This is a genomic window from Aquamicrobium zhengzhouense (genome assembly GCF_016124105.1).
GTDB classification, from domain to species: domain Bacteria; phylum Pseudomonadota; class Alphaproteobacteria; order Rhizobiales; family Rhizobiaceae; genus Aerobium; species Aerobium zhengzhouense.
Genome location: NZ_JADGMQ010000012.1, coordinates 61,384 through 85,025 on the forward strand (window position 1 = coordinate 61,384; position 23,642 = coordinate 85,025).

Sequence of the window (23,642 nt, forward strand, 5' to 3'; positions counted from 1 at the left end):
GTGAACATGCGGATTTGGAAAGTTTGATGAAAAGCCCTCTCACCATCAGGCTGTGTGGCCCGCGCGGTTTCTGCGCCGGGGTCGATCGTGCCATCCAGATCGTCGTGCTGGCTCTCAAAAAATACGGCGCACCGGTCTATGTGCGCCATGAGATCGTGCACAATCGGTACGTGGTTGAGGGCCTCGAGGCCAAGGGCGCGGTGTTCGTCGAGGAGCTCAACGAGATCCCGGCTGAATACCAGGCCCAGCCGGTCGTGTTCTCTGCGCATGGCGTTCCCAAGTCGGTGCCCGCTGATGCCGAGGCACGCAACCTTTTCTATCTTGATGCGACCTGTCCGCTGGTTTCCAAGGTACACAAGCAGGCCATGCGCCACGAGCGGCAAGGTCGGCACGTCCTGTTGATCGGCCATGCGGGACATCCCGAAGTGATCGGAACGATGGGCCAGCTGCCTGAAGGCGCGGTCACTTTGGTTGAGACCGAAGCCGATGCGGCCTTGATCCAGCCGGAAAATCCGGACGCGCTCGGTTTCGTTACCCAGACGACGCTGTCGGTCGATGATACGGACGGGATCATCCGGGCGCTGCGCGCGCGCTTTCCGAACATCCAGGCGCCGGCGGCAGAATCCATCTGTTATGCGACCACGAACCGCCAGGAGGCCGTGAAGCAGGCTGCGCCGGGCACGGATCTGTTTCTGGTGGTCGGCGCGCCTAATTCATCGAATTCAAAGCGCCTCGTCGAGGTAGCCGAACGTTCAGGCGCGGCGCGCGGGTTGCTCGTTCAGCGCGCAGACGAAATTCCGTGGGATGAAATAGGCGACATCTCAGTTCTGGGACTGTCGGCTGGTGCGTCCGCACCCGAACTGATCGTCGATGAAATCATCGACGCCTTCCGCGCGCGCTTCGACGTTACCGTCGAACTGGCGATCACCGCGGAGGAAACTGAAAACTTCCCAGTCAACCGCGTGTTGCGCGACGTCGAACTGACGACCGCAGACATGGCATTCGTCAACGGAAACTCCTGACAACATGGCCGTCTACACTGATATCACCGAGCAGGAGCTTGGCGCGTTTCTGCGCGAGTATGACATTGGCGAACTGCTCTCCTACAAGGGGATTGCCGAAGGGACCGAGAACTCAAACTTCCTCCTCCACACGACGACCACCTCGTTCATTCTGACCCTTTATGAAAAACGCGTTGATCCGGGTGATCTTCCGTTCTTTCTCGGCTTGATGGAGCATCTCGCCAAGCGTGGGGTGACATGTCCGTTGCCGGTTGAGCGCAATGACGGCACTCTGATCGGCGAGGTTGCTGGACGCCCTGCTGCAATCATCACTTTCCTTGAGGGGATGTGGCCGCGTCGTCCGACAGCGGTTCATTGCCGAGCCGTGGGCGAGGCGTTGGCGAAGTTGCACATAGCCGGCGCTGACTTCGGCATGACACGGCCCAACGCGCTTTCGCTCGAGGGTTGGAAGACCTTATGGGCAGGCTGCCATGAGCGGGCCGATGAGGTCGAGCCAGGACTGGTTGCCGAGGTAGAGGCAGATCTTTCAGCCATCAGCTCCGCGTGGCCGTCATCGCTGCCTGCCGGCGTCATCCACGCCGACCTCTTCCCGGACAATGTCTTCTTCCTCGGCAACGAACTCTCGGGGCTGATCGACTTCTATTTCGCCTGTAACGATCTTCTCGTCTACGACGTCGCGACATGCCTCAACGCCTGGTGTTTTGAACGCGATCACGCTTTCAACATAACCAAGGCGACTGCTTTGCTCGCAGGCTATCAAAGTGTCCGTCCGCTGCAGCAGGAAGAGGTTGAGGCGCTGCCGCTTCTTTGCCGCGGCTCGGCACTTCGTTTCATGCTGACCCGCCTCTACGACTGGCTCAACGGCCCTGACGGGGCGATGGTGCAGAAGCGCGATCCACTCGAATATGTGCGCAAGATGCGCTTTCATCGGCAGATCAGGTCGGCCAATGAATACGGTCTGGTTCAACAATGAAACGTGTAGAGATTTTCACCGACGGGGCCTGTTCGGGAAATCCCGGTCCCGGCGGCTGGGGCGCTATCCTTCGTTTCAATGGCGTTACGAAGGAGCTTTCGGGCGGCGAGGCTGAGACCACCAACAACCGCATGGAGCTGCTGGCAGCCATCACGGCGCTCAACGCGCTTAAGGAGCCTTGCGAAGTCGACCTCTACACCGACAGCAAATACGTGATGGACGGCATTTCAAGCTGGATCCATGGCTGGAAGCGCAATGGCTGGCGCACGGCAGACAAGAAGCCGGTGAAAAACGCCGAGCTCTGGCAGGCGCTGGATGAGGCCAATCGCTGTCATAAGGTGAAGTGGAATTGGGTGAAGGGCCACGCCGGCCACCCGGAGAACGAACGCGCTGATGAATTAGCGCGCCACGGCATGGAGCCGTTCAAGAAGAAATAAGCGTTCAGGCCGCGCCGCAGGGGCGCGGCCTGAACGTATGTGTCACAGCTGTTCGAGGACGGCGGCCGCGCCGGAATTTGCGACGCCTGCGCTCTCTTCAATGTTTAGCTGCTTGACGACGCCATCCTCGACGATCATCGAGAAGCGCTGGTTGCGTACGCCAAGGCCGCGCTCCGTCAGGTCCAGTTCGAGACCTGTCGCCTTTGCAAAATTACCGCTGCCATCGGCGAGGTGGACGATCTTGCCCTCAGAGCCGGTGAAGCGAGCCCAGGCACCCATCACAAACACGTCGTTGACCGCGACCACAGCGATCGTGTCGACGCCCTTGGCCAGGATCGCATCGTAGTTTTCGAGATAGCCTGGCAGGTGGTTGTTGTTGCAGGTGGGGGTGAATGCGCCCGGAACGCCGAACAAGACGACTTTCTTGCCGCCGAAGATTTCAGCAGTGCTGAGGCTCTTCGGCCCGTCTTCAGTCATGGTGGCAAACGTCAGGTCAGGCAGCTTCTGGCCAACAGCAATTGTCATGATTTCCTCGTTATTTATCGGGGGCGAGTGGGATCAGCGTTACCCGGTCAGGCTACGATTGGCAACGTGACTAACGCAGCGAAAGCTGGCCGGTATAGGCACCATCACTGGTCAGAAGCGTATAGGCCAGATCCCCGGCTTGTGCGCCGGGCGCGCTGAACGCGATAGGCACGCGAAATCGCGTCGACGAGCCAGTGGTCGATGTTTCAATTTCAGGTACTTCCAGCGTCAAGCCTTCATTGCCAGCCAGAAAAAGATCGAGGGCGGACATACCGTCCGGTAGCCGGGCTTCTACAATCAAGGCATCGTCCTCGCGCGCGATGAGCTCAAGCTTCATCGTTTCTTCCAAGGATGGAGGAAGCGCTGCAAAAGCCGATGCCACCATCTGGGCGTCTTCGGCGCTGTTTCCGTTTCCTTCAAGGGAAAACGAAAGTTCTGCCTGAACAGGGATACAGATCATCTCGCAAACGCCAAGGAAAGCATTCGCCGTGAACTCACGACGGTCGGACGCGTCCTTCGGTACCCGCATTGTCAGGGCCAGAGAAACCGAATGATCGTATCCGGTCCATTGGGTGTAACCGTCATCAAATCGCTGGGGAGGCGGGAAACCGATTTCCACTTCCGCGGGCGCCCCATCCAGTGCGGCGCTGATCTGCGGCGGCACGCCGGAGGCGCCGGGGTCCATCCAATAAGTCTTCCAGCCGGGTGCCAGATCGATCTGCAGCGCGCCGCGGATGTAGCCCTCAGCGTCTGGAGCGCCAGCGGTTACTATGCGAATGGAGCCACCCTCGACGTTGTGCCAGTCGCTAGACGCGGCCTGTGCCGCCTGAGCTGCTGCGAGAGATAAGATCAAAAGTGCTGAGATGCGTGAAAGGAGCATGGCTGGAACATTGTCTTTCCGGCCGCATTAAGCAATCCGGGCGCAATAGCATAAGCATCATAATTGTGTGAGGGTTCAGCCGGTCTCAAAAGCGTACTGGCCAAGCAAGCGCGAATAGCGTTAGGCTCAAGGGTATGAACATGATGGGTTCGGATATGCAGGCCAAAAGCGGCTTCCTGGATCACCAATTCCTCATCGCCATGCCGGGCATGCAGGATGAACGCTTCGCTCGCTCGGTCATCTACCTGTGCGCACATAGCGAAGAAGGTGCCATGGGCATCATCATCAACCAGCTGCAGGAACTCGATTTCTCGGATCTTTTGATCCAGCTCGGTATCCTGGATGAGAAGCAGGCGATCCGGCTGCCGACGAAGGCGAGGGATCTTCAGATCTGCAATGGCGGGCCGGTCGATAGAAGTCGCGGTTTTGTCCTCCACAGTGATGATTACATGGTGGAATCGACGATGCCGGTGGCCGGGGAAATTTGCCTCACCGCTACGGTCGATATCCTGCGCGCCATCTCGGCCGGACGCGGGCCACGCCACGCTCTGATGGCGCTCGGCTATTCCGGCTGGGGTGCGGGACAGCTGGAGCAGGAGATCGCTGAAAACGGCTGGCTGACATGCCCGGCCAACATCGATTTGCTGTTCGATGGCGACATCGACAACAAATATGACCGTATCCTAGCGCTGATCGGCGTGAACCCCACCCACCTTAGCACGCAAGCTGGTCACGCCTGACGGCAAGTCCCGCCTAAAGCATTATTACATTTGAGCGGAGTCATGAGCTGAGCTTTAGGTTCTTGTTTCAACGCATGACGTAAGCCCGCGACCGGTTCCCTATTTCCAGAGACAGGCTTTAGACCTGAACGAGCGGGTACTGCTCCTTCAGAAGCTTCATTGCTGCTTCCGATGAGAGGGGCGGACCGAACAGGAAGCTTTGGACGTACTCGCAGCCCATCTGACGCAATTCCAGCGCATCGTTTTCATCCGCGACACCTTCCGCAACGACGGACAGGCCCAGATCATGCGCCATGTTGACCATGGAGCGGAGCAGGACGGTCCGCTTCGGGCTGGTGTCATCGACGAAGCTGCGGTCGATCTTGATGGTGTCGAACGGGAAGCGGGTTAGATAGGAGAGGGACGAATATCCCGTCCCGAAATCATCGAGCGACAGCCCGACACCAAGCTGCTTCAGACGGGTAAGCACGTGAGCCGATTGCTCTGGATTGTCCATCACCAGAGATTCGGTGAGCTCCAGCCGGAAACAGCGCGGATTGAGGTTTGCGCGCGCGACGACCGAACGGACATCACTGATCAGGTCACGGCGGATCAGCTGGCGGCTCGACAAGTTCACCGAGACGGATAGCGGCACATCGCCGATCTGCTTCAGCCACGAAGCCAGATCATCAGCGGCCTGCTGCATGCCGAACAAACCCAGCTGGACAATCAGGCCACAAGACTCAGCTACCGGGATGAAGTCGGCCGGGGCAATTGTGCCGCGCCGCGGATGCTCCCAGCGCAGCAAGGCCTCGAAACCAGCTACCGAACGATCTTCTAGCCGTACAATGGGCTGGTAAACGAGGCGCAGTTCTTGTCGCTCAATGGCGCGGCGAAGGTCAGACTCAAGCTGGAGGCGATCGGTGCCGACGGAACGGAAGGCAGGGCGGAAAGGCTCTATGCGATCGCCGCCGAAACGCTTTGCCTGATGCATGGCAAGCTCGGCGTCCTTGACCATGTCCTCTGCACTCGCCTGTGACGAGTTCCACGATACGAGGCCGATGGAAGAGGCGAGGACAATCTCACGTTTGGCAAAGGTGATCGGAAGGTTGATAGCCTGCTTCACCGCCTCTGCAACGTCGGCAATCCGCTGTGAATTCTGCTCCGACAGGAGCAACATCGCGAACTGATCGCCAGCAAAGCGGGACAGCGAATCGCCGGGCTTCAGGAGGCGGTGCAGACGGCGCGATATCGTCAGGAGGATCGTATCGCCAGCCGAAATGCCGAGCCCTTCATTGACCACTTTGAAGCGGTCGATGTCGATGACGAGAACGGTCGGGCGGACATTTTCTTCCGTCTTGGCAATTGAAATGACAGCTTCGAGCCTGTTGAGGAAAAGCTCGCGCGAAGGCAGGCCGGTGAGGTTGTCGTGAACCGCATCGTGGAGGAGGCGCTCCTCCGACTTTTTCTGCTCCGTCACGTCCACCAGTGTGCCGACGCACCGGATGATCTCACCGTCAGAGCCGATGACGGGACGCGCGCGCAGGATGAACCAGTGATAATGCCCATCCGCGCCGCGCAGGCGGAAGGACTGCGATATCCGTCCGCGTCGATGCTCCAGAATGGCGTCGAGTGTTGTACGGAAGGTATCGCGATCATCGGCGTGGAGGGCTGGGAGCCAGTTCCGAGCAGGGCCATGCAATGCCCCCGCCTCCAGCCCGATCTGACGGCTGACATCAGGCTTGGTGATCACACGGTCGCGCATGACGTCCCAGTCCCAGACGATGTCTCCTGAACCGGTAACGGCCAGGGATTGGCGCTCCATGTCGCTGAACAGGCCCTGATGCAACGCACCGCCTGCAAATGCGTGCTGCATCACGGTGAAACCGATGAGCAGAATGATCAGCACGAGGCCGCCGCTGAGCGCGGGCTGAACAATGTCGTTGGCGAGCGATCCTGTAACCGCCATCCATCCGCCAGCGAGCCAGACCAAAATCATCAGCCAGCTCGGGACAAGCATGATGGCGCGGTCATATCCCTGGAATGACAGGTAGATGATGATCCCGAGGCCGACGATAGCTGTCAGGGCGAAGGAAAACCGCGCGATGCCTGCCGCGACTGCAGGGTCAAAATAGGCAACGCCAGCCAACAGACCGAGAGCCAGAACCCAGGCCGCTGTTCCGTAGCTGAAATGAAGGTGCCAGCGGTTGAGGTTCAGATAGGTGAACAGGAAAACAACCAGCGTCGCGGCCAGCGCGACTTCCGTCGCGGCGCGCCAAAGCCGCGCGTCCTGCGCCGAAATCGAGAGCATCTGGTTCAGGAAACCAAAGTCGATGCAGATATAGGCCAGAACTGCCCAGGAAAAGGCTGCGGTGGCAGGGAACATCGATGTGCCCTTCACCACGAACAAAATGGTCAGGAAGAGGGCCAGCAGACCCGCAATGCCGATGACGATGCCACGGAAGAGCGTGTAGGAATTGATCGTATCTTTGTACGCCTCGGGCTCCCACAGATAGACCTGTGGCAGGTCCGGGGATGAAAGTTCGGCGATGAAGGTAATGATCGAGCCCGGGTTCAGCGTGACAAGAAAGACATCTGCATCACGGCTCGGCTGACGATCAAGCGCAAAGCCCTCGCTGGGCGTGATTGCTGCCATCCGGTTGGATCCGAGGTCGGGCCAGGCAAGTCCGGAGCCAACCAGCCTGAAATGCGGGGCGACAATCAGGCGATCGAGCTGCTCGTCCGTAGTGTTGGCCAGCGCGAAAACTGCCCAGTCACCGGTGGACCGTTCATCAAGCGCGCTCACCTCGATACGGCGCACGATGCCATCGAGCCCGGGGGCAGTGGAAACCTGGAAATTTTCTCCCTGATCCCGGTACAGTTCAACTGCGCGGGACAGGTCGAGGGCTACATCACTCTTGGAAATCGTGATGGGTTCTATTGCCTGAGCAGGCATCAGGGGCAGCACGCACAGCAGGATCATCGCTGCGCAGAGAGTTGATAGCGCCCTTCGAACCGTTGATCTCACGATCGGCCTCTTGTTTCACTTGCCCTGCGATCATCCGCAATCAGGGCGTAGATGAAGTGATCCTGCCAGACGCCATTAATGCGCAGGTAGGAGCGCAACAGGCCTTCGCGCGTAAATCCGGCTTTTTGAAGCACATGGATAGAACGTGCATTTGTTGGAATACAGGCCGCCTCGATCCGGTGCAACCTCATCGCGCCGAACGCATGCGAAATCAACGCTTCCATTGCGTCCTGCATGTAGCCTTTTCCCGCGTGGCGCTCACCCATCCAATAGCCGACTTGGGCAGTCTGGGCGACGCCGTAGCGTATATTCCCGATCGTGATGCCGCCTACAAGCTGGCGGTTTACGTTCTCGAAGATCAGGTAAGCGATGGCGGAACCCATCGCAAATTCTTGGCGGTAGCGACGAATGCGGCTGCGCCAGCCGCTGCGATCGAGCTCGTCGGGAGCCCATCTGGGCTCCCAAGGTTCAAGAAATGCGCGGCTTTCGTCGCGTAGTGCGGCCCATTCCCGATAATCGGATGGGCGCGGGAAGCGAAGCGTTACGGATTTTCCCTTCAACGCCGGAGGTTCGCGGCGGAGAAAGGGGAAATCCAACATGCGCCGCGCCTTGGTTCTAAACGGCGAGCTTGCGCTCTGCAGGCTCGGGCAGCGCGCTGCTTATCGCTTCGTAAGCTGGAAGCTTGCTGACAGGGCCGACTGCCGCGATGGTGGGGCGGGTCGAGAAAAGACGCTGCGACAGATCACGCAACCTTTCCACCGTCAGGGCGCCAAGCCGTTCCATCAGCTCCTCTTTCACGACAGGAGCGCCAAACAAAAGCATCTGGCGTGCAATCTGCGAGGCTCTGCTGGAAGCGCTTTCCTCCGACATGATCAGTCCGGCGCGGTATTGCGCACGTGCGCGATCAAGCTCTTGCTGCGAGATGGAATCGCCAGCTTTTTCGAGTTCCTTGGCGATGACCGGGACGAGCTTGCCGATGCCGCGCTTGTCCGTCGCGGCATGGATGCCGAAAATGCCGGTGTCCGAAAAGCCCCAGTGGAACGCGTAAACGGAATAGCAAAGACCATGCTTTTCACGCACTTCCTGAAACAGGCGGGATGACATGCCGCCGCCAAGAATCATGGAGAGCACCTGCGATGCGTAGAAATCACGCACGTGGTAGGCTCGACCTTCGAAGCCGAGAACTATCTGCACATCCATAAGGTCGCGTGTTTCGCGAAAGTCTCCGCCGACATAGTGGGCGGAATGCGGCTCCTCGACCTGCGCATGCGGACGGAAGCTTCCGAACCTCTTTTCGACCTCACGCACGAACTCGTCGTGATCGACACCACCCGCAGCAACCACGACCATCCGGTCGGCTCCGTATTGGCGCTCGATGAAGGTGCGCAGGTCCTTCGATGTAAAGGATTGGACCGTTTCGGGTGTTCCAAGGATGGAACGTCCCAGCGTTTGGTTCAGATACGCAGTTTCGGTGAAACGATCGAACACGACATCATCCGGCGTGTCATGCGCAGCGCCGATCTCTTGCAAGATCACCTGCTGCTCGCGCTCAAGCTCCATCGGATCGAATTTCGAATCCGTAAGAATGTCTGCGAGAAGGTCAATGGCCAATGGCACGTTGTCCTTCAGGACACGCGCATAAAACGACGTCGACTCGACGCTGGTGGCGGCGTTGATCTCACCACCCACGTCTTCAATTTCCGATGCGATCTTCCAAGCGCTACGGCTTCCAGTACCCTTGAAAGCCATGTGTTCGAGAAGATGGGCGAGGCCATGCTCGTCATCGCGCTCGTTGCGAGCACCCGACTTTACCCATACTCCCAATGCGACGGATTCGAAATTCGGAATGGTTTCGGTCGCGACTGTCAGGCCGTTCGACAGACGGCTTACCTCAACACCCATAAAGTCCTGACTCCCTAGACTTGGGTCGCCCTTGTCAGACGGCCGATATGATCTTCCACCATTTTGGGGTCCGATGGAAGCACTGTAAACTTCTCATCCCGCTCCATCAAATTGCCGAGCCAATGCGGTAGGGCCGGGGATACATCTGCGGCCTGTTCTACCGCTGCCGGAAACTTGGCCGGATGTGCCGTTGAAAGCACGATCATCGGCGCGTCCGACTTTGCCTGCTCGCGCGCAACCTTGATGGCGGTCGCGGTGTGCGGGTCGGCCAGATAACCGGAAGCATCGAGGACGCTGCGGATCGTGGCAGCCGTTTCATCCATCGATGAGCGTCCGGCAGAGAATTCAGCGCGGATGCGCTCTAGCTCGTCTGCGGCAATCGTGAACTGTCCCGACTGCTTCAGGCTTTGCATGTAACGAATGACCGTGTCCGCGTTGCGGCCAGCAGCTTCGAACAGGAGGCGCTCGAAATTGGAAGAGACCTGGATGTCCATCGACGGAGAGGTCGTCTCGATGACACCGCGCGTCTCATAAGTGCCGGTTGCCAGTGTGCGGGCCAGAATGTCGTTGTCGTTGGTGGCGATGACCAGCTTCTCGATCGGCAGGCCCATGCGCTTGGCTGCATAACCGGCAAAGATGTCGCCGAAATTGCCGGTCGGTACGGTAAACGAGACTGGGCGGTCGGGCGCACCAACCGAAAGGGCTGACGAGAAATAATAGACGATCTGGGCCATGATTCGGGCCCAGTTGATCGAGTTGACGCCCGCGAGCTGGACGCGATCGCGGAAGGCATGGTTGTTGAACATGCCCTTGACGATGTCCTGGCAGTCGTCAAAATTACCCTCGACCGCGATGGCATGGACGTTGGATGCGGTGGAAGCGGTCATCTGTCGCTGCTGGACCGGCGAAACGCGGTTATGCGGGAACAGGATGAAGATGTCGGTGCGATCGCGTCCGCCAAAGGCTTCGATTGCTGCGCCGCCGGTGTCGCCGGACGTCGCACCTGCAATGGTCGCACGCTGTCCGCGCTCGGCAAGGACATGGTCCATCAGACGCGCCAGGAGTTGCATCGCAACGTCCTTGAATGCGAGCGTCGGGCCGTGGAACAGCTCGAGCACATACTCGTTCGCACCAGTCTGGACGATCGGGCAGACCGCGTCGTGCCTGAAGGTCGCGTATGCCTCGTGGACGATACGGGAGAAGGTTTCGGCCTCGATCTCGCCTTCCACGAAGGGGGTGAGGAGGCGGACGGCGAGCTCAGGGTATGACAGACCACGCAGCGAACGAATCTCGTTCGCAGTCAGGGTCGGCCATTCAGCCGGTACGTAAAGACCGCCATCGCGAGCCAGCCCTGCCAGCAATACATCGCGAAATCCGAGTTCGGGCGCGCTGCCCCTGGTGCTCACATAGCGCATAGTGGACTGTCCATTTTGTCGTCGACGATGATCGATGGGTAAAAACCGCAAACGCCCCGTCGCATTTTCGTTGCTGCGTTGATATAGAACGGCAGCTTTGCTGGAGGGAAGTGCAGTTTATGGTGGCACCAGTATCTGGACGCGGCTCGGCCGCAGTTTTTACCGTTATAGGCCTGGCGCTCGCCCTTTCCGGCTGCCAGAGCAATCCGTTGTCTGTTCTGGGCGGAGGTAGCAGCGAACCGCAGCAGGTGCAAACTCTTCCTGAAGGGAAGGTGACGCAAGAGGAGCTTCTTGCCTATTGCCCGGCAGTATCGATGCGCGAGCTCAGGGCTGTACACGATACGTATCAGCGTGGTGGCGATGGCGATGCCTCGAAACTGGTTTACCGCGCGACGTTGGCAGACGCGACGCGCGCCTGCACCTATGGCGGCGGCATGACCAATCTGACGATCGCCGTTGCCGGTCGTGTAATTCCAGGTCCGGCAGGTGCTGTCGGTACCGCCCAGCTTCCGCTTCAGCTGACCGTTTACCGGGACAATGAAGTCATTCAGGACAAGACGGTGAACCACCCGGTCGCGATTGCCGACACTGTCGGTGCAACCCAATTCGTGCTCACCGATACGACAATCTCGATTCCGAACCCGCAAGAGCGCAACATTCGCGTCCTTGTCGGCTTCAACCCGCCGAAGCGATAGCACTTCGCGCTGAGCATTTCCGCGAGTTGCATATCGTCGGAGATGCTCAGCAGCTTCAATCAAGCGCCTTCCGACCATTCTGAAAGGGCAGCGAGCACTGCCGGGAAATCTGCCCAGCGGTGGATGACCGTTTCCGCTCCAGCTTCAGTGAGAAGATCCGCGTGGCCCGGATGCGTGTGGGACGCACCGGTAAAGCCGATCACGCGCATACCTGCTGCCCTTGCGCCCGCGATCCCGTGCACTGAATCCTCGATCACGAAGCAACGCTTGGGTGCTGCTTCCATCTTTTCAGCTGCGTAAAGGAATACGTCAGGAGCCGGCTTTGGTTTGGCCGAAGGCGTGTCGAGGGGCGAAAAGATCGTGTTCTCGAAGAAGGGCAGGAGCCTCGTCTTCGTGAGCATCATCTCCAGCCGCTTCTGGCCAGAGTTCGAACAGATGCAGCGCCTGGTAGTCACAGAGGCAACTGCTGCGTGGACACCTTCGATTGCCTTGAGCTCAGCGGCAAGCCGACGATCAACGAGCTTTTCTGCCTCGTCGATCATGGTTGCCTGGAAGAGTTGTGACGATTCCTGCTCGATGCGCAGCATCATCTCCTTGAAGGTGAGGCCGGCATAAGCCCGTGCGAGATCTTCGGCTTCTATCGGAAAACCGGCTTTCGTCAGAAGGTCCGCTTCGACGCGGGCCGCGACGATCTCTGAATCAACAAGTACGCCATCGCAGTCGAATATGACGAGATCGATTCCTGACACTGGCGCTACTCCAAGCATGTTCACGGTGCAGCCGCGCGGCTTACACCATGCGGGTCGCTCCGGCAAATTCCAAAGGTTCACCAAAAATTTACGCTAACCGGTAACCATAACAGTCAGTAAATCAGTAAGCGTCTTTCGGTGTCCCATGTCAGCAGTGCGTCCTCTCCACGAGCTCTCTTCCGTCGCTCCTGCAGCCCAGTGGCTCAACACAATCCTGAAGGGGGATTGTGTGGCAGCGCTGAACCGTTTGCCAGAAAAGTCGGTCGACGTGATTTTCGCCGATCCTCCCTACAACCTGCAGCTTGACGGGGACCTGCATCGCCCGGACCAGTCAAAAGTTGACGCCGTGGACGACGCCTGGGACCAGTTCGAGAGCTTTCAGGCATATGACGCATTCACCCGCGCCTGGCTTCTGGCTGCACGCCGGGTGCTGAAGCCGGAAGGTACGATCTGGGTGATCGGCTCGTATCACAACATCTTCCGCGTCGGGGCCATCATGCAGGATCTCGGCTTCTGGATCCTCAATGACGTTATCTGGCGCAAGACGAACCCGATGCCGAATTTCCGCGGCCGTCGCTTCCAGAATGCGCATGAGACGATGATCTGGGCATCGCGCGACCCGAAGGCCAAGGGCTACACCTTCAATTACGACGCGATGAAGGCCGCCAATGATGACGTTCAGATGCGGTCCGACTGGCTGTTCCCCATCTGCACAGGAAATGAGCGCTTGAAGGACGAGAACGGCGACAAGGTCCACCCGACCCAGAAGCCAGAGGCACTTTTGGCCCGTGTGATGCTGTCTTCAACCAAGCCTGGCGATGTCATCCTTGATCCGTTCTTCGGTTCGGGAACGACCGGCGCGGTTGCGAAGAGGCTGGGCCGCCACTTCGTTGGCGTCGAGCGCGAGCAGAAATACATCGACGCAGCGCTGGATCGGATCGCGAAGGTTCACCCGCTCGGCCATGCCGAACTGAAGGTGATGACCGGCAAGCGCGCCGAACCGCGCGTCGCCTTTGTCAGCCTCCTGGACAACGGGCTTATCAAGCCGGGCATGCGGCTGTTCGATTCCAAGCGCCGCTGGTCAGCCCAGGTGCGTGCAGACGGCACGCTGGATTGTGGTGACCTGACCGGTTCCATCCACAAGGTCGGCGCGCACGTGCAGGGCTTCGACGCATGCAATGGCTGGACCTTCTGGCATTACGAGCACGAGGGCGCGCTCACCCCGATTGACGAGCTACGCCGCATTGTCCGTCTGGAAATGGAGAAGGCGGGAGCCTGAGGCACTGCTCAACCCGAACAAAAAAGGCCGCCTGAGTTGCGGCCTTTCTGCTTTTCAGAGGACCCCGTAGCGAACGAGGTCAGCGCGAAAAGTTGCGCTGTCCGAGTACAGAACCGCGTTCCATCCGGCAGCTCTGGCCCCTTCAACATTGGGAGCACTGTCATCCACGAAGAGCGTAGCCGACGGCGTGAGCCCGAACGTATCTGCGTGCAGCCGGTAGATCGCCTGATCCGGCTTGATCAGCTTGACGTCGCCTGAAACGGTCACGCCGCGCGGCTTCTTCAGAAAGGGGAACATTTCCTTCGCCTCGGCAAAGGTATCGCTCGCGAAGTTCGTGAGCATTGTCACGTCGCGACCGTCGGCAATCAGTTCCTCCAGGATTTCGACAGTGGCGTCATATGCGTGCGGCACCATCTCGGCCCAGTGCCGACGGAAGCTGCGGATCAGCTCTTCCTTGTCGGGATGTTCGGCGATGAGCACGGCTTCCGCCTCATCCCACCTTCGTCCGCGGTCCTGCTCGAGGTTCCATTCATGCGTGCAGACTGTCGAGAAGAATGCAGCCCTTTCACCATCGTCGGGGATCAATCGCCGAAAGGGCAGATTGGGATCGTAGTGGATCAGCACCTTGCCAATATCAAACACGATGTGACGAATCTCGCTCATGCCGTTCCTTTCCGATCAGGCCGCTTCTTGGTGGCCCCTGGTATGGCTGCCTCGATTGCCTTCTTCATGACAGTTGGGAGCGCTTCTCCGGGGATCTGCTCGGGGGGAGACCACCAAGCGTCCGGGACAGCGGGCAACTCCTTGATGTCAGCCCGCCAGACGGTAAGCGCCAGTTCGAAATGAGTGAAGACGTGTCGAATGGCACCGGCAGGGCGCCATTCGGCGGCAAAGGGGGCCGCCTCGATTGTGGTGGCCCCATCCTGCCTAGAGTTCCAGTCGCTCGTGGGTGGCTCGCTCATTCCGCCGAGCAAACCTGATTCGGGGCGGGTTCGCAGGAGGATTGCACCATCGTCGCGCACGGCAATAAACGCCGCGCCCTGCCTTAACGGTTTCGCCTTCTTCGCGGCCTTGGCCGGATAAATTTCGGGATCGCCATTTGCCAGCGCGGCGCAATGCTCCTTAATCGGACACAGCATGCATTTGGGTCGTTTCGGCGAGCAGATCGTTGCGCCAAGATCCATCATCGCCTGGGCAAAATCGCCCGGCCGGTCAAAGGGAAGAATCTCCGTGACGCGCTGCTTTATCTCGATCTTCGCTGCGGGTAGCGGGGTTGCAATCGCATAGAGCCGGGAGATCACCCGCTCGATGTTGCCGTCGACCACGGCGGCGGGACGGTTGAAGGCGATAGAAGCGATTGCAGCAGCCGTATACGGGCCGATGCCGGGCAATGAGCGCAGCTGTTCCTCAGTCTCGGGAAACACACCCGCGTACTGAGTTGCGATTGTTTCGGCGCAAGCCTTCAAGTTTCGGGCTCGAGAATAGTAGCCAAGGCCAGCCCACGCACGCATCACGTCAGAATTATCTGCCGCGGCCAACGCAAACACATCCGGCCATTGCTCGACGAAAGCCGTGAAGTAGGATTTGACGGCCTCAACTGTTGTCTGCTGAAGCATGACCTCTGAAAGCCAGATGCAGTAGGGATCTGGCCGCACGCCTAGTTTCAGGTCACGCGGAGGCACTCGCCATGGTAATTCACGATGGTGCGCGTCGTACCAATCAAGCAATGCCGATGCGACCTGATTTGCGCCGCGATTGATGCTAGGGTGCGCCTTCATTCATTACTCGACTGACCGCAATGGAGAAAGCTCATGGCAGGGAAACGCCACCGCGGCAATGCTGTGCCCGTTAGCGATCTGGCCGCGGGCGTCCTCGATCCGCTGCTGCGCAAGCGTGCCGGCATCAATATCGGGCTGCTCCAGTCCTGGGAAGAAATAGCAGGTCCCCGCCTTGCTGCGGTCACGCGACCGGAAAAGATCGTCTGGCCGCGCAGGCTGCGCGAGGACGATCCGTTCGAACCGGCAACGCTGGTCGTTGCCTGCGATGGCTCTGCCGCTTTTCGCCTGCAGCATGAGACGGGCGAAATAATTGCGCGTGTGAACGCGTTTCTTGGGTTCATGGCGGTAGCGAGGATCAAGATCGTACAGAAGTCGGTAGCGCCGCCGGTAAAGCCGAAACCCAAGCTGCGGCCCTTGAGCGGTGCGGAACAACAGATGATCGACGGCATGGTCGACGGGATCGAGGACGAGGGACTGCGCCAGTCGCTGGCAAATCTCGGGCGCTCGATGCTGGGCGAGCGACGCTGAGCCTGCGCTCTTTCGCGCTTTCGTGAACATTGGCGAGCGCGATTAGATTGGAAACCAATGAGATTTGTCCTATTCGGCTTCTATAGAATTCAGAGCGACGTCTCAAATTTGTCCGTTAACAGGTGATTTATGACCGGTATTCTCTCGCGCAGGACAGTTCTTGGTTCGCTGGCAGCCGTATCGGCGGCCTCTTTGCTGGCTGCTTGCAGTGATTCCAACAGTGGAAGTGCACAGGCGCAAACCACGACCGGTTCGACCTCCAACGTTCCCTCGCCAAGCGGGAAAGTTGATATGACAAAGGTGCTGGCCGAAGGCTCGCTCCCCGATAAGGTTATTGGCAATGATGACGCGCCGATCACCATCGTCGAATATGCCTCGATGACCTGCGGACATTGCGCAAATTTCCATCGCAACACACTGCCGGAGATCAAGAAAAACTATATCGACAGCGGCAAGGCGCGTTTGATTCTTCGCGAATTCCCGTTTGATCCGCGCGCAGAAGCCGGCTTCATGCTTGCGCGTTGTGCCGACGACAAATATTTTGCGATGATCGACGTGCTGTTCCAGCAGCAGCAGAACTGGGCTGGTGTTGAAAATGCGCGTGATGCGCTGCTTCAGATTGCCCGACTCGGCGGTTTTTCACAGGAGTCCTTTGAGGCCTGCTTGACGGACCAGAACCTTCTGGATCAAGTCAGACAGGTACGGGACCGCGGCGCAAAGGAATTCAACGTCGATTCCACGCCCACCTTCTTCATCAACGGAAACGTTTACAAGGGGGCACTGAGGGTTGAGGAGATGTCTGCCATCCTCGACAGCATGCTCTAGTCGCACATCAACTGCGACAGCGTTTTCGCGCGCGCCGAATCTTGAAGAGGCGCGCGCATGAAATTTTCCCGGCTTCGCCTTCTTGGCTTCAAATCTTTCGTAGAGCCTAGCGAGTTCGTCATCGAGAGGGGACTGACCGGCGTTGTCGGCCCCAACGGCTGCGGCAAGTCCAATCTCGTCGAAGCGTTGCGCTGGGTGATGGGCGAAAGCTCGTACAAGAATATGCGCGCGTCCGGCATGGACGACGTCATTTTCTCCGGCTCGGCCACGCGCCCCGCACGTAATACCGCCGAAGTCACCCTTTTCCTCGACAATACGGATCGCAGCGCCCCGCCCGCTTTCAACGATGCGGATGAGCTGCAGGTCTCCCGCCGCATTGAGCGCGAGGCGGGTTCTGTCTATCGCATCAACGGCAAGGAAGCGCGCGCAAAGGATGTGCAGCTTCTCTTTGCTGACCAGTCGACTGGCGCGCGCTCCCCGTCAATGGTGGGGCAGGGGCGGATCGGCGAGCTGATTCAGGCAAAGCCACAGGCCCGTCGCGCTCTTCTGGAAGAGGCAGCCGGTATCTCCGGGCTCTACACGCGTCGCCATGAGGCAGAGCTTCGGCTGCGCGCCGCCGAACAAAATCTGGAGCGCCTTGATGACGTCGTGGGCGAGCTCGAGAGCCAGATAGAGAGCCTCAAACGTCAGGCGCGCCAGGCTACGCGCTTCCGCAATCTTTCTGCGGAAATCCGCAAGGCGGAAGCGATTGTTCTGCACCTGCGCTGGTCGCAGGCAAAAGCACAGGAAGCTGAGGCAAAATCGGCCCTATCCGCTGCGACGGTGCTCGTCGGTGACCGGGCGGCCGCGCAGATGAGCGCAGCGCGCGAACAGGCGATCGGTGCACATCATCTGCCAAAGCTACGAGATGAAGCTGTTGCGGCGGCTGCAACCGTTCAACGGCTGACAATCGCCAAGACCCAGCTGGAAGACGAAGCAAGCAGAATGCGGGCGCGTGCCGCAGAGCTGCAGAAGCGACTTTCGCAGTTCGACGATGATATTGCCCGCGAAGAACGCATGGTTCGCGACAATTCCGAGGTGCTCGCGCGCCTCGATGAGGAAGAGCGAGCGCTGAACGCGGAGGATGCCGGATCGAGCGAGCGGGAAGCTCAGACGCGGGCCGAGTTTGAAGAGGCTCAGGCGCGTCTTTCCGCCAGTGAAGCGGCACTCGCCAAGCTGACTTCCGAGCGCGCAGAGGCGGCAGCAACGCGGGCGCAGGCTGAGCGCGCGCTGCGCGATTCGACGGAGCGCCGCGACCGGCTGATGCGTCAGCTCTCCGAGATCGACCGCGAAGCGTCGGAGATTTCGGGCCAGATTGTTGCCCTCGCTGATCCGGCTGAAAAGCGGGAGCTTGCTGAAGAAGCCGAAGAAAGAGCGGTTCACGCGGAAGAAGCAGTCGCAATTGCCGAGGAGGCGGTAGCGGAGGCCCGAGAAGCAGAAGCGGCGGCACGACCGCCACTTGCGGAGGCGCGGGCCAGGCTTCAGGGCGTTGAAACGGAGGCGCGGACCCTTGCCAAGATGCTCAGCGCGGTTTCTGGCGAAGGCTTTCCGGCGGTCCTTGATGAGGTCCGTGTCGAGCGCGGCTATGAGACCGCATTTGGTGCGGCTTTAGGCGAGGACATTGATCTGCCGCTCGACCCCGGCGCGCCTGCGCATTGGGGCGAAGTCGAGCCGATGGAGCGTGACCCGGCCCTTCCTGCGGGCGTCCAGCTTCTTTCCGAGATGGTACGTGGGCCGAAGCAATTGGCGCGTCGCCTCGCGCAGATTGGCATTTGTGACGATGCACAGGGTCCGGAACTGCAGCGGCAACTCCAGGTCGGGCAGGTCCTTGTCAGCCGCAGCGGAGCTGTCTGGCGTTGGGACGGAGTAACGGCTTCTGCGGACGCACCGACAGCCGCTGCGCTGCGGCTTGCTCAGAAAAACCGCCTCGCAGAACTTGAAATCGAAGCGCAGGAAGCGGCGGATGCGCTGAACTTCGCCGATGAAGGCCTCGCCAAGGCTGAAGCACGCGTGCGGCAGGCGGTCGACGAGGAAAGACGCGCCAGGGAAGCGCTTCGCGAGGCGCAGCGTCTCGCAGGTGAAGCGCGCGATGCGCTCGCCCGAGCCGAAAAGGCTTCGGGGGAACTGTCGAGCCGACGCGATGCGCTGGTAGATGCGCGTGAACGGCTGGCAGAGACTGCCTCCGAGGCTGCGGAGAGCGTGGAAGAGGCACAGATGGCGCTGGAAGATGCGCCGGACCTTACCGAGTTGCAGTTGCAGCTTGAGCGCCTTGCACGCGATGTCTCCGAAGACCGCGCACGCCTCGCCGATGCGCGCGCGGCCCACGAGGGCCTTGGGCGGGAAGCCGAAGCACGCACCCGGCGCCTTGCAGCTATCCTGCTGGAACGCAAATCCTGGATCGAGCGTGCCAGCAATGCCGACAGACAGATCGAATCGCTGCGTGAGCGGCGTGCGGAGGCCGAAGCCGAATACGAGGCTCTGGCAGAAGCCCCGGACGAAATTGACGAGCGCCGTCGCGGCCTGATGTCGGAGCTTTCTAAAGCCGAGTCTGCACAGCGCGAGGCGGCAGACAAACTCCAGATAGCCGAAACGAAGCAGGCCGCTGCCGACAAGGCGGCCGCCGACGCTATTCAGGCTCTGTCGGAGGCCAGAGAGGCGAGGGGGCGCGCAGAAGAGCGGCTGACTGCCGCCGACGAACGGCGAAAGGAAGCCGAGGCACGTATTCAGGAAGTGCTGAACGTGCCGGCACATCTGGTGCTGAAGCATGCAGGGCTCGATGCTGACGCCCCTCTTCCGGATATAGGGGAGACCGAGCGCAATCTCGAGCGTTTGAAGATTGAGCGTGAACGGCTTGGCGCGGTCAATCTGCGTGCTGAAGAGGAACAGCGCGAACTCGTCGAGCGGCATGGCACGATCATCTCGGAACGTGAAGATGTGATCGAGGCGATCCGCAAGCTGAGGCAGGCGATCCAGAGCCTCAACCGAGAGGGACGCGAACGATTGCTGGCCGCGTTTGAGGTGGTCAATACGCAGTTCCAGCGACTGTTCACCCACCTCTTTGGCGGAGGAACTGCCGAACTGCAGCTGATCGAATCCGACGATCCGTTGGAAGCGGGGCTCGAGATTCTCGCTCGTCCGCCGGGCAAGAAGCCGCAGACTATGACCCTGCTTTCGGGCGGAGAGCAGGCACTCACTGCGATGGCGCTGATATTTGCGGTGTTCCTGACGAACCCCGCACCAATCTGCGTGCTGGACGAGGTGGATGCCCCGCTTGATGACCATAATGTCGAGCGCTTCTGCAACCTGATGGACGAAATGGCCTCATCGACGGAGACGCGTTTCGTCGTCATCACTCACAACCCGATCACGATGGCGCGGATGAACCGGCTCTTTGGTGTGACCATGGCAGAGCAGGGCGTCAGCCAGCTGGTATCAGTCGACCTGGAGACGGCGGCAGAACTCGCCGAGGCAAGCTAATGCGCTCTGCAGGCCTAGACGCTAACCGCGAATAATTGTGGTCATCCCTGACCGAGTTTTGCTGTCCATCAGCCTGAACCTGTCATGGGGCGGGGCATTGCCTTTAGGCGACTTCAGTTGATACTGAGGAAGCGCTGAGCGTCCGTGTGAAGGCCCGGCGTTGTACTTTGGACGCATGTACATACCGATGATTGAACTGCGGCACCATACGCCGTCGGTCGTTCTTGCTTTCACCGCCTTCGAGACGTAACGCTCTGCCTTGAGGGGCTGATGGTCGACATCGGTCAATAGTGCGAAAGGCAAGCGGCTGCCATGTACAAGTGGGTTTACAGCTTCGGAGGAGGCAAGGCCGAGGGGACGGCAGAGGATCGGGCTCTGCTTGGCGGCAAGGGCGCCAACCTCGCCGAGATGTGTAACCTTGGATTGTCCGTTCCGCCTGGTTTCACCATTACCACGGAAGTTTGCCGCTGGTTCTATGACAATGCGCGGAGTTTCCCACCCCAACTGGAAGAGCAAGTACTGGCTGCGCTTGATGACGTTGCGGAGATCACCGGACGTCGTTTTGGCGATCCAGAGGCGCCGCTTCTCGTGTCGGTGCGCTCCGGCTCCAGAGCGTCCATGCCAGGCATGATGGATACCGTCCTCAATCTTGGCCTCAACGACCAGACGGTGGAGGCGTTGGCGCGCGATTCAGGCGATGCCCGCTTTGCCTATGACAGCTATCGCCGCTTCATCCAGATGTATTGTGATGTCGTCCTTGGAGTGGATGACGAATATTTCGAAGAAATTCTCGAGGATGAGAAGGCACGGCGAGGGTACGAATACGATACTGATCTGACAGCTGAGGACTGGCAGCAGACCATCAAGCTCTACAAGGACAAGATCATTGAGGAGATCGATGAGCCATTTCCGCAGGACCCGCATAAGCAATTGTGGGGAGCAATCGGAGCTGTCTTCTTCAGCTGGATGAATCCGCGCGCGATCATCTACCGCCGCCTGCACAACATTCCTGAAAGCTGGGGCACCGCCGTCAACATCCAGGCGATGGTGTTCGGCAATATGGGCGAGACATCCGCCACAGGCGTCGCTTTCACGCGCAATCCCTCGACCGGGGAGCAGCAGCTTTACGGCGAGTTTCTGATCAACGCACAGGGCGAAGACGTGGTGGCGGGGATTCGCACTCCGCAAAACCTGACCGAGGAAGCGCGGATCGCAGCAGGGTCAGACCGCCCCTCAATGGAAAAGGCGATGCCGGAAGCTTTCGCCGAATTCGTGAAGATCGCCGAAAAGCTGGAGCGCCATTACCGCGACATGCAGGATCTCGAGTTCACGATTGAGCGTGGACGCCTCTGGATGCTGCAGACGCGCTCCGGAAAGCGCACCGCCCGCGCGGCGCTCAAGATCGCGGTTGATATGGCGAAAGAAGGTCTCATCACCGAAGGTGAGGCTGTTTCACGCATTGACCCTGCCTCGCTTGACCAGCTGCTGCATCCAACGATCGATCCGTCTGCCAAGCGCGACGTCATCGGGGTCGGATTGCCTGCCTCGCCTGGCGCTGCAACGGGAGAGATCGTCTTCACCTCCGATGAAGCGGAAGAAATGCGGGGGCAAAATCGCAAGGCGATCCTGGTCCGTGTCGAGACAAGCCCGGAAGATATTCACGGCATGCATGCTGCGGAAGGCATTTTGACGACCCGAGGCGGCATGACGAGCCACGCCGCTGTCGTGGCGCGTGGCATGGGCAAGCCTTGCGTATCCGGCGCAGGTACGCTGCGCGTCGATGCGCGCACCGGCACGCTGACCGCGATGGGGCGCACCTTCCGTCGAGGTGACGTCATCACGATCGATGGAACCAGCGGTCAGGTGCTGAAGGGGGCCGTCCCGATGCTACAGCCCGAACTCTCTGGCGATTTTGCCGCGATCATGAGCTGGGCGGACAAGCTTCGGCGCATGAAGGTGCGCACGAATGCCGAGACGCCGGCTGATGCCCGTATGGCGCGCTCCTTCGGCGCTGAAGGGATCGGGCTTTGCCGCACGGAGCACATGTTCTTCGACAATGATCGCATTGCGGCGATGCGGGAAATGATCCTGGCAGATACCGAAGCCGGACGACGCGCTGCGCTCGCGAAATTGTTGCCGATGCAGCGCTCGGACTTCATCGAATTGTTCGAGATCATGGCCGGGCTTCCGGTGACCATCCGGCTGCTTGACCCGCCGCTCCACGAATTTCTGCCAAAAACCGAGCAGGAAATTGCCGACGTGGCTGCCTTGATGAAGGTGCCGGCAGACAAGCTTCGCCAGCGCACCGAGGCGCTGCACGAGTTCAATCCGATGCTTGGACATCGCGGCTGTCGCCTCGCGGTATCCTATCCGGAGATCGCCGAGATGCAGGCGCGGGCGATTTTTGAAGCGGCGGCCGAGGCGGGCAAGAAGACGGGAAGCCCCGTTGTGCCGGAGATCATGATACCGCTGGTGGGCCTCATGAAAGAGCTTGCCTATGTGAAGGCGCGTATCGACGCTGTCGCAGATGCTGTCATGAAAGAGACCTCGACGACGTTCGACTATCTGGTTGGCACGATGATCGAGCTTCCACGGGCAGCGTTGCGAGCAAATGTCATCGCGGAAGCTGCCGAATTCTTCTCTTTCGGCACCAATGATCTGACACAGACGACCTTCGGGATCTCCCGTGACGACGCATCATCCTTCCTTGAGACCTACCGTCAAAAGGGCATCGTTGAGCAGGATCCATTCATTTCCCTCGACCTCGATGGTGTCGGCGAACTGATACGGATGGCGTCCGAGCGTGGGCGTGAGACGAAGCCGGGGCTGAAACTGGGCATCTGTGGTGAACATGGAGGCGATCCGCGCTCTATCCATTTTTGCGAGGAAGTGGGGCTGGACTATGTGTCCTGCTCACCGTTTCGCGTGCCAATCGCAAGGCTAGCGGCGGCGCAGGCTGCGGTGAAGCAGCAGGGGTAGACACAAGACGCCAAGCCGCCCCCATCGTCGCTTCGCGACACTTCCCCCGCATGCGGGGGAAGATCCCGGAGAGGTGGTTCGCCAAGGTTGATCTTCCCAGCGGTTTCCAAGGTTCGCGGGAGCGTTGCCGATGATCCTCCCCACGTGTGGGGGAGGTGGTCCGGAGGACCGGAGGGGGCTCATAGAGGACAATCGTTCAGGTATTACCGCAGCGCCGGAGTAGGGTCTGGTGCGTCAGACGCCAAGCCGCCCCCATCGTCGCTTCGCGACACTTCCCCCGCATGCGGGGGAAGATCCCGGAGAGGCGATTTGCCTGGTTCGCGGGAGCGTTGCCGATGATCCTTCCCCAAAAGTGGAGGGGGTAGTCAGGAGAGGGCTTGTCGAGGCCAATC

General features: G+C 59.7%; 19 protein-coding genes. 10 read left to right on the forward strand and 9 right to left on the reverse strand.

The window, feature by feature from the left end; all coding sequences use genetic code 11:
• The first annotated feature begins 26 nt into the window (after window positions 1–26).
• The 3 genes from ispH to rnhA are packed head-to-tail and all read left to right on the forward strand — an operon-like array spanning window position 27 to window position 2,432.
• Entirely contained in the window at window positions 27–1,022 is a 996-nt protein-coding gene (ispH, locus tag IOD40_RS15135) for a 4-hydroxy-3-methylbut-2-enyl diphosphate reductase (protein WP_198477532.1), read from the forward strand.
• A gap of 4 nt (window positions 1,023–1,026) precedes the next feature.
• Complete coding sequence (locus IOD40_RS15140; protein WP_198477533.1) at window positions 1,027–1,995, forward strand: homoserine kinase; 969 nt, start codon at window positions 1,027–1,029, stop codon at window positions 1,993–1,995.
• A complete protein-coding gene (gene rnhA / locus IOD40_RS15145) occupies window positions 1,992–2,432 on the forward strand; it encodes a ribonuclease HI (protein ID WP_198477534.1) in 441 nt (146 codons plus the stop codon). The genes IOD40_RS15140 and rnhA overlap by 4 nt, the downstream gene beginning before the upstream one ends.
• 42 nt (window positions 2,433–2,474) lie before the next feature.
• On the opposite strand, the gene IOD40_RS15150 is transcribed toward rnhA, so the two are convergent.
• Window positions 2,475–2,957 (reverse strand): peroxiredoxin, encoded by a 483-nt coding sequence (locus IOD40_RS15150; RefSeq protein WP_198477535.1) that lies wholly within the window; start codon window positions 2,955–2,957, stop codon window positions 2,475–2,477.
• A 70-nt stretch (window positions 2,958–3,027) separates the two neighbouring features.
• Window positions 3,028–3,837, reverse strand: a complete 810-nt coding sequence (locus IOD40_RS15155; RefSeq protein ID WP_198477536.1) for a protein-disulfide reductase DsbD domain-containing protein — start codon at window positions 3,835–3,837, stop codon at window positions 3,028–3,030.
• A gap of 134 nt (window positions 3,838–3,971) precedes the next feature.
• On the opposite strand from IOD40_RS15155, the gene IOD40_RS15160 reads away from it, so the two are divergent.
• Complete coding sequence (locus IOD40_RS15160; protein ID WP_407649211.1) at window positions 3,972–4,577, forward strand: YqgE/AlgH family protein; 606 nt, start codon at window positions 3,972–3,974, stop codon at window positions 4,575–4,577.
• Between the two features lie 118 nt (window positions 4,578–4,695).
• Here IOD40_RS15160 and IOD40_RS15165 read toward each other — a convergent pair whose 3' ends face one another.
• Genes IOD40_RS15165 through thrC form a run of 4 tightly spaced genes read right to left on the reverse strand, consistent with a single transcriptional unit; the run spans window position 4,696 to window position 10,901 of the window.
• Window positions 4,696–7,539 (reverse strand): EAL domain-containing protein, encoded by a 2,844-nt coding sequence (locus IOD40_RS15165; protein ID WP_198477588.1) that lies wholly within the window; start codon window positions 7,537–7,539, stop codon window positions 4,696–4,698.
• A 41-nt stretch (window positions 7,540–7,580) separates the two neighbouring features.
• Window positions 7,581–8,183: a GNAT family N-acetyltransferase gene (locus IOD40_RS15170; protein WP_198477538.1), complete on the reverse strand. Its 603-nt coding sequence runs from the start codon at window positions 8,181–8,183 to the stop codon at window positions 7,581–7,583.
• Between the two features lie 16 nt (window positions 8,184–8,199).
• Window positions 8,200–9,486: a M16 family metallopeptidase gene (locus IOD40_RS15175; protein WP_198477539.1), complete on the reverse strand. Its 1,287-nt coding sequence runs from the start codon at window positions 9,484–9,486 to the stop codon at window positions 8,200–8,202.
• A 14-nt stretch (window positions 9,487–9,500) separates the two neighbouring features.
• The gene (gene thrC, locus IOD40_RS15180) at window positions 9,501–10,901 is read right to left on the reverse strand and encodes a threonine synthase (protein ID WP_198477540.1); all 1,401 of its coding nucleotides are present in this window, start codon (window positions 10,899–10,901) and stop codon (window positions 9,501–9,503) included.
• 119 nt (window positions 10,902–11,020) lie between these two features.
• Here thrC and IOD40_RS15185 point away from each other — a divergent pair, with 119 nt between their 5' ends.
• Window positions 11,021–11,596 carry a hypothetical protein gene (locus tag IOD40_RS15185; RefSeq protein ID WP_198477541.1) on the forward strand — a complete coding sequence of 192 codons (576 nt, stop codon included), beginning with the start codon at window positions 11,021–11,023 and terminating at the stop codon, window positions 11,594–11,596.
• Window positions 11,597–11,655: 59 nt separating this feature from the next.
• Here IOD40_RS15185 and IOD40_RS15190 read toward each other — a convergent pair whose 3' ends face one another.
• A complete protein-coding gene (locus IOD40_RS15190) occupies window positions 11,656–12,345 on the reverse strand; it encodes an HAD family hydrolase (RefSeq protein WP_198477542.1) in 690 nt (229 codons plus the stop codon).
• Between the two features lie 145 nt (window positions 12,346–12,490).
• Between IOD40_RS15190 and IOD40_RS15195 the strand changes: the two genes are divergently transcribed.
• Window positions 12,491–13,624, forward strand: coding sequence for a site-specific DNA-methyltransferase (locus tag IOD40_RS15195; RefSeq protein ID WP_198477543.1), 1,134 nt, complete (start codon window positions 12,491–12,493; stop codon window positions 13,622–13,624).
• Window positions 13,625–13,678: 54 nt separating this feature from the next.
• Here IOD40_RS15195 and IOD40_RS15200 read toward each other — a convergent pair whose 3' ends face one another.
• Both IOD40_RS15200 and mutY read right to left on the reverse strand, forming a co-directional pair.
• On the reverse strand, window positions 13,679–14,287 hold the full coding sequence (locus tag IOD40_RS15200; RefSeq protein WP_198477544.1) for an HAD family hydrolase: 609 nt from the start codon (window positions 14,285–14,287) through the stop codon (window positions 13,679–13,681).
• Window positions 14,284–15,402: an A/G-specific adenine glycosylase gene (gene mutY / locus IOD40_RS15205; protein ID WP_198477545.1), complete on the reverse strand. Its 1,119-nt coding sequence runs from the start codon at window positions 15,400–15,402 to the stop codon at window positions 14,284–14,286. Before mutY ends, IOD40_RS15200 begins: the two co-directional genes overlap by 4 nt.
• A gap of 33 nt (window positions 15,403–15,435) precedes the next feature.
• On the opposite strand from mutY, the gene IOD40_RS15210 reads away from it, so the two are divergent.
• The 4 genes from IOD40_RS15210 to ppdK all read left to right on the forward strand — a co-directional run bounded on the left by IOD40_RS15210 (window position 15,436) and on the right by ppdK (window position 23,250).
• Window positions 15,436–15,930, forward strand: a complete 495-nt coding sequence (locus IOD40_RS15210; protein WP_198477546.1) for a DUF721 domain-containing protein — start codon at window positions 15,436–15,438, stop codon at window positions 15,928–15,930.
• Window positions 15,931–16,059: 129 nt separating this feature from the next.
• Complete coding sequence (locus IOD40_RS15215) at window positions 16,060–16,755, forward strand: DsbA family protein (RefSeq protein WP_198477547.1); 696 nt, start codon at window positions 16,060–16,062, stop codon at window positions 16,753–16,755.
• Window positions 16,756–16,812: 57 nt separating this feature from the next.
• On the forward strand, window positions 16,813–20,271 hold the full coding sequence (gene smc / locus IOD40_RS15220; RefSeq protein ID WP_198477548.1) for a chromosome segregation protein SMC: 3,459 nt from the start codon (window positions 16,813–16,815) through the stop codon (window positions 20,269–20,271).
• Between the two features lie 312 nt (window positions 20,272–20,583).
• A complete protein-coding gene (gene ppdK / locus IOD40_RS15225; RefSeq protein WP_198477549.1) occupies window positions 20,584–23,250 on the forward strand; it encodes a pyruvate, phosphate dikinase in 2,667 nt (888 codons plus the stop codon).
• The last annotated feature ends 392 nt before the right edge of the window (window positions 23,251–23,642 follow it).